At 49.2% G+C, this 7,147-nt stretch carries 6 protein-coding genes and 1 other RNA gene; all 7 read right to left on the reverse strand.

Annotated elements, in window-relative coordinates:
* Positions 1–100: 100 nt before the first annotated feature.
* Entirely contained in the window at positions 101–928 is an 828-nt protein-coding gene (gene pheA, locus EFBL_RS16800; protein WP_096183347.1) for a prephenate dehydratase, read from the reverse strand.
* A gap of 42 nt (positions 929–970) precedes the next feature.
* Complete coding sequence (locus tag EFBL_RS16805) at positions 971–2,260, reverse strand: homoserine dehydrogenase (RefSeq protein ID WP_096183349.1); 1,290 nt, start codon at positions 2,258–2,260, stop codon at positions 971–973.
* A 418-nt stretch (positions 2,261–2,678) separates the two neighbouring features.
* A complete protein-coding gene (locus tag EFBL_RS16810) occupies positions 2,679–3,380 on the reverse strand; it encodes a hypothetical protein (RefSeq protein WP_096183351.1) in 702 nt (233 codons plus the stop codon).
* 103 nt (positions 3,381–3,483) lie between these two features.
* The gene (locus EFBL_RS16815; RefSeq protein ID WP_096183353.1) at positions 3,484–3,717 is read right to left on the reverse strand and encodes a hypothetical protein; all 234 of its coding nucleotides are present in this window, start codon (positions 3,715–3,717) and stop codon (positions 3,484–3,486) included.
* 174 nt (positions 3,718–3,891) lie between these two features.
* Entirely contained in the window at positions 3,892–5,553 is a 1,662-nt protein-coding gene (gene ilvD / locus EFBL_RS16820; RefSeq protein WP_096183355.1) for a dihydroxy-acid dehydratase, read from the reverse strand.
* Positions 5,554–5,743: 190 nt separating this feature from the next.
* An RNA gene (rnpB, locus tag EFBL_RS16825) (RNase P RNA component class B) lies at positions 5,744–6,139 on the reverse strand.
* Positions 6,140–6,322: 183 nt separating this feature from the next.
* A complete protein-coding gene (locus tag EFBL_RS21965) occupies positions 6,323–6,499 on the reverse strand; it encodes a DUF5698 domain-containing protein (RefSeq protein WP_369690110.1) in 177 nt (58 codons plus the stop codon).
* Positions 6,500–7,147: the final 648 nt, after the last annotated feature.

Here is a 7,147-nt window from a genome sequence, read left to right on the forward strand (position 1 = left end):
AGACTCGTGTTCGACGGAACCCTAGATGCCCTCTTGGACTGAAATAAAATCGTTAAACAGATTATAGTAACCGAATCAATTATCTGTCAACGTACATTTTTTAAATTTTTTTGCTTTTTCTGTAACTCCCAAGAACGCGGACCTGATGTCCGAAAGTGCCAATTACGGAAATCGCTTTTTGCAGATGATCGTGTTGCCAGCCTGCTTCCACATCGATAAAAAATTGGTAGGTTCCTAGTTTTTTCCGGGTCGGTCTGGACTCAAGCCGCGTCAAATTAAGGTTTAGCGCGGCAAACACATTCAATACATGGACGAGAGCACCGGCCCTCTCTTCATTCAGCGTTACCAACAGCATTGACTTGTCTGCGTCCGAAAGCGCTTTCTCTTCTCTCCGCACCACAACAAACCTTGTATGGTTCTCGGAGGCATCTTGCAAATTGGATTGCAAAATCACAAGTCCAAATTTTTTTGCCGCCCAAGAGTTGCCAATAGCCCCCACGTCCTTACGCCCGGAAGCAGCAACTTCCGCTGCGGCCGAAGCTGTGCTGTCCCAGGCTTTGCCCCTCGCTCCCAGTCCTCTTATGAAGTCCCGGCATTGTGCAAGCGCCTGCGGGTGGGACCAGATCTCCCGGATGTCCGACACCAGAGTGCCAACGTTTGCCAGCAGGTTTTGCTCGATAGGGAGAACGACCTCGGCGACGATGAATAGATCGGGGTCTTTTGACAGTCCATCCAATGTCATGGTGACAGAACCTTCGATCGAGTTCTCAATCGGAACCACACCGAAATCAATCTCCTGTTCCTGTACAGCGTCCAGTACGTCCAGGATGGAAGGATACATATGATAATCCACATCTTGCCCTTCAAAGTAACGGAGCGACGCTTCTTCCGAAAAGGTCCCTCGTGGTCCCAAATATCCAACTCGCATTCATAACCATTCCCATCTGAAATATCATTTGAATGTATCTGTTTAATTCACTACTCTAAGGGTTTGTTTGATTGCTTTGACATGCGGCATGTCACTGAGTTCGTTTAGGGCGTCACGCAGCGCCCCTTCACGGGTCTCATGAGTAATCACCACAATTTCAGCTGTTTGGTTGTCGGCCCATTTCTGGAACATGGTTTGGATGCTCACGTCATGCTGGCCAATTTTTCCTGCGATTGCCCCCAATACACCCGCCTGATCGGCCACTTCCATGCGCAGGTAGAAACGGTGATGATTCTCGAGTGAGGATTGAACTTCTTTCTTGTGGTAACAGTCTACCAAAAACTTGCCTCGGGTTCCCGCATGGAAATTGCGTACCGCCTCGACGATATCACCCACCACGGCGCTGGCAGTCGGCATTTGACCGGCCCCCAGCCCAAGGAACATGGCCTGCCCGATGGCGTTCCCGCGGACAAATATCGCATTGTAAGCACCGTTTACCGATGCCAGGGGATGATCCAACGGAACCAGCGCCGGGAAAACCTGTGCCGATATTTTTCCGGTATCTGTTTCCTTTGCGCATCCGATTAACTTGATGGCATATCCAAGTTCTTTGGCATATTCAATGTCCCTTGCCGTAATGGAAGTGATGCCTTCCGTGTCCACATCGGGAAAATTCACCCTCGAATTAAATGCCAGGGAGGCAACAATTGCAATCTTGCGGCCTGCGTCCCAGCCTTCCACGTCAGAAGCCGGATTGGCCTCCGCATACCCCAGATCCTGAGCCTCTTTTAAAGCATCTTCGAATGCCATTCCGGACTGTGTCATGCGAGTGAGAATATAATTGGTGGTCCCGTTGACAATCCCCATCACTTCGTGAATTCTGTTGCCGGCCAGATCTTTGCGGAGCGGCCGGATAATCGGGATCCCTCCGCCTACACTTGCCTCATACAAGAAATCGCACCCATTTCGGGTTGCTTCAAGTGTCAGCTCATCTCCGTGTTCCGCAATCAGGTCCTTGTTGGCAGTTACAACACTTTTCCCGTTGCGGAAAGCAGTCAACAGGAGATCTTTGGTGCCTTCAATCCCCCCCATGACCTCCACCACGATGTCAATGTCCGGGTCGTTAACCACGCTTGCCGCATCTGTTGACAGCAGTTCGGATGGAACTTCCACCAACCGTTCCTTTTCCAGTTCTCTCACCACAATGGATTTGATCAGGATCGGCAAACCGCTGCGCTTCTCCAATTCTTCCTGATTCTCTTTCAGTACCTGGAAGACGCCGGAACCGACTGTTCCCAACCCCAGCATGCCAATGTTAATCTGTTGTTTCATTTCTCCCACTCCCCGTTTGGTTGTCTCTTCTGAAGAGACATAAGTCTCCAATTAGGAGACAGTATATAACAGGTTGCTTTCATTGACAAGGGGTTTTTCTTTAAAAGTTTGCATAACAAAAGGCCTTCGCCGAACAACAGGTGCGCTGATTCTCCAGGGAACGGGTATGGGAGAACAACACATCCGTTAGTAAGGGAAGACCTTTGTTCGCACAGCCGGGAAAATTCGGCTCTCAATCGGGTTTCTTACTCACCTAGTTTTAAGAAACCCTGACCGTGTGCGCAGTGATTAGGTTGTCTTTGGGTTCATTATAGACAAGCTGTTATTTTTCGTCAACTTTTGTCATAAATCTTTTACTTCCATATTTACCAAATCTTCCTTGCGGAGAATTGTTATGGTTCCGGGACCCTATTGGGACTCAGGAATAATCCCTGTGTTCCAGATACATGTCGGCGATGTGCCGGTCTTCGTAATTCATGGTGAACGAAATTTGATTAACATCTTCATCCCTAAAAGCTTGAAAGAGCACTTGCGCCACTTCTTCCGGTTCATCCTTATCCGGCTCCACCCAAAAATCAACCCGCCCTGAAACAGTTTCGCCAATCTCGTCTACGGATACCATCCCGATCACATTGTGAAAATCATCGTACAGGTGATATTTGACGTGGTCTCCCTCGTCAGAAAATAAGCTTAGATGGTAATCCTCTTCCGCATCATCGTCATTGTCATCATATGACCCCATATGCAATTGCTCATCGGTTTCTTCCGCATACAAGTCGTGCTCATAGGTGCCGTCCAGTTGGACATGGTTGATGTTGTCCGTCGTATCAATCGGTTCCATTTCGAGAATTTGCTCGATATCTCCATGCATCATCACGACAGATGAAGTGGTAATGTTTAAAGCAGCGGCCAGATGGCTGATATAAGTCCGAACTTCATCCATTACATATTCGAGGTTCCGTTCACTGACTTTGCCAGTGTCGATTTGTACCGTTCCGGTCAAGAGGTCACCTTCCCGGTACACCAAATAGACATCCCCTGCCCAATCATCATCGCAATAGATGCTGACGGTCTCGCCGCCTGCAGTCCGAAGCTCAGGCTTAAGAGATACGACGGTCATAGACAAACCCCCTTGCCATTGAGTTTATTACTAGTATCCCCGATCGGCGGGGCAGTAATGAGAGAAATTATGGCAAGAGGGTTCGATGTTACTGATCATTGTTTCATAGACCCAGACGCTGTTCCAAACGGCGGACTCTCCGGTCCAGATCCCGGATCGCTTCCGTATTGCGGTCGGTTTGAGCCTCCAACCGCGCAAACTGCCTTTCCAAGCGTTCAACACGTTGCTCAAGCCGATCAGAAGGAAACGGCGTGGGGAACGGGAACGGGTATGGATAGTAGGGTCCGTATAAGTTGGTTTGCGGCGGTTGCATTTGCCGATATTTCGGATCTATCATGGCAATCCTCCTCCTGTTGACCCGCCAAAGCTATCTGCCATTGCCAGGCTTTGCCGGGGACCCGAACAGTCCGGCAGATCTGCTTCCTGTGCCGAGTTCGGGTCTACTGCACTATATTTCAGGAGGAAGGCTTTTGCCACTACCAACAAAAATAAGCTTTGCTTACCAGCATCCTCAAATCTTGAGAACGGCACCCGTGTTCGCCGATGTAACCATTTTGGAATAACGGGCCAGCCAGCCGGTTTTGACCTTCGGCTCCGGTTCGACCCAATCTGCCCGGCGTTTTTCCAATTCTTCATCACTTAACTTGACTTCGATTACCCTTTCGTCCACGTCAATCACCACAATGTCACCATCTCGCAGAAGGGCAATCGGTCCACCGGCTGCCGCCTCCGGTGAGATGTGTCCGACACTGATGCCACGGCTTGCTCCGGAGAAACGTCCATCCGTTATCAGCGCTACGCTTGAACCCAATCCCATTCCGGCAATGGCCGATGTGGGAGCCAGCATTTCAGGCATTCCAGGCCCTCCCTTGGGGCCTTCGTAGCGAATCACAACAACCGAACCTTCCTTGACTTGACCTGCCATAATCCCTACCAGAGCTTCCTCTTGAGAGTTATAGATCACGCACGGTCCTTCATGCCTTTTGATTTCCGTCGCACCGCTTTTGATTATCGCGCCGTCCGGGGCCAAATTGCCGGTTAGTACCCGTAGACCGCCCTCATGACTATGAGGTGTTTCCACGGTCATAATAACCTCCGGGTCTTTGATCTCCGCTTGTTCAATGTTCTCACCCAGTGTTTTTCCTGTAACCGTAATCCGGTTCAGGTGCAGTGCGCCTGGTTTTCTGCTGAGTTCCTTGAGGATGGCACTGATTCCGCCCGCCCTGTGAATGTCTTCCATATGCCAATTGGATGCAGGACTGACTTTGCAGATATGGGGAACCCGCCGTGATATCTCATCAATTCGGGACATAGGATATTCGATTCCCGCTTCACGTGCAATCGCCAAAGTATGGAGAACGGTATTCGTCGAGCCGCCCATCGCCATGTCGAGGGCGAATGCATCGTCAATTGCCTCGATGGTGACGATATCTCGAGGTTTAATGTCATTCTCGATCAGATACTTTAAACTTTCAGCTGCCTGTTTAATCAATTCTTTCCGCGACGGGTCAGTTGCCAGAATCGAACCGTTGCCGGGCAACGCGATACCTAACACTTCGCAAAGACAGTTCATGGAGTTTGCGGTGAACATGCCCGAACAGGAACCGCAAGACGGGCAACCGTGGTCTTCGATGTCCTTTAATTCCTCGTCGGTAATCTTGCCGGCTTGGTAAGCTCCGACTCCCTCGAATACGGAACTTAAATCAACGACCTGACCCTTGCTTGTTTTTCCGGCAGCCATCGGTCCCCCGGAAATAAATACAGTCGGAATATTGATCCGCATCGCCGCCATCATCATACCCGGTGTAATTTTGTCACAGTTCGGTATGCAAATCATTCCGTCAAACCAGTGGGCATTCACTACTGTTTCCACCGAATCGGCTATCAACTCCCGGCTGGGCAGTGAATATCGCATCCCAATATGCCCCATGGCAATTCCATCGTCAACGCCAATGGTATTAAACTCAAACGGCACCATTCCGGCTTCGCGTACCGCTTCTTTGACAAGTCTTCCAAACTCGTTCAGGTGGACATGCCCCGGTATGATCTCAACAAAAGAGTTGCAAATGGCGATAAACGGTTTATCGAAATCTTCGTCCTTTAAACCGGTAGCTTTCAATAGACTTCGATGCGGAGCCTTGTCAAATCCCTTCTTGATCATGTCGCTTCTCATACCCGTGTCTCTTCCTCTCCTGTATGATTCTTATTAGTCAGTTAAATATCATTCTTTTCTGTAATTTTTATAATAGTAACAGAGGAATTTTAATATGACAAGGACACAACAAAAAACACCCGGCTGTTTGGTCCAGGTGTATAATTCACATTACTATTAAAATCAGTATGTTTATTTGGCAAGCAGGCAAAGCTATAAGCCACATTCTGTACTCTCGTGCTACAAGTCGGCGGCCAGCCTCGCACTCGAGCTGTAACCATCTATCTATCGCTGTTGCCAGCGATCCGCCCTTCCGTTCTGTTTCCTTCCGGGCAGTTCCCCTACCGTAATTTGGGTTTCTCGCAGATGGGGTTTACCTCGTTCCACTCTTCCCGTTTCCAGGAAGACTTCGTCACTGTGGCACTTTCAGGTTATTCGGAGCATATCCCCAACGGGACGTAGCTCCTTTCACCGCCGTCAGCCCAGTCGAAACCAGACTGCCCTGACTTATGAATTCGTCAGGCATCCAAACTCCAGGCATCACAGCCTGGGCGAGTGTGGACTTTCCTCACCAGTGTCCAAAGCACCGGCGCGATTACACACTTTGACCTGCTTTGTACGTTTCTAACGAACAAGATTTATAATACCAAAATCATGACTTTGATTCAATCTGCATTCGGAAACAAAACGGAACAGAAAGCTGCAGATGCACCTCTCCTGCCCGATTGGCGAGGGTGTGCTTTACCGCGGTGTGTCTATCTTGACTTTTTGTCCTGATGGGACATTCCGCCTATTTATAGGAAAAATGGCGAACGATCTGATTCTTCAATCTTGCTGCCAATAAATCACCGGTTCCGTATCCTGCACAATAGGCGATCAGGTTCCATGTGTGATTAAGATTGTTAAGAACCAGCGAAAGTCCCATCGAATATATAAAACTTCCACCATACTCAGTACAGAGGCCAATCCCTTTTGGCCCTCCATACCAAAATCATACACATGTAAAAAAGGAGACGTATACGATCCCCTGTGATCTTAGTGTTGCCACACATGGTGCGATCAATAAGCGATTTCGAAATCAAAAACGCTTTGGTTTTCAGCCAAAGCGTTTCATCTGCCTAGCGACGACCTACTCTCCTGGCGCTCGTGCATAAGCACCATCGGCGCTGGGCCTACAGGACGTAGGTCGTTCGACGTTCCGGCATGGATGCCGGCGCTCTTAGTCGAACATCCTTCTCCCGCCGTGTTCGGGATGCACCCACAGGGCATAAGCGTCGCATCGGCAGTAAACTGCCGTTTCTCCCTATGGGAACGGGTGTGTCCTCTCCGCCATTGCCACTAGACTCTCGTCCATCGCAGTGATCCTCAACCACCACGGGACCTTTGCCATTCACTTTTTGCGAATAAGACTGTGTTTCAGTCTTATTTCGCTTCTTTCAGGGTTTTGATTCAATATTAGACTGTTTTTCAGGCTTATTCGATGGTTTTTGGCCTCGATCACTTCCATTTACCCAAATAGGGCTGATAAACCGTTTTATTTTGGACTGAATGGCCGCAAAATCGGAAATAAGACTGAAATTCAGCTCTATTTTAGTTGCTCCCTGAAAACCAGATG

This window comes from Effusibacillus lacus, from assembly GCF_002335525.1.
GTDB classification, from domain to species: Bacteria; Bacillota; Bacilli; order Tumebacillales; family Effusibacillaceae; genus Effusibacillus; species Effusibacillus lacus.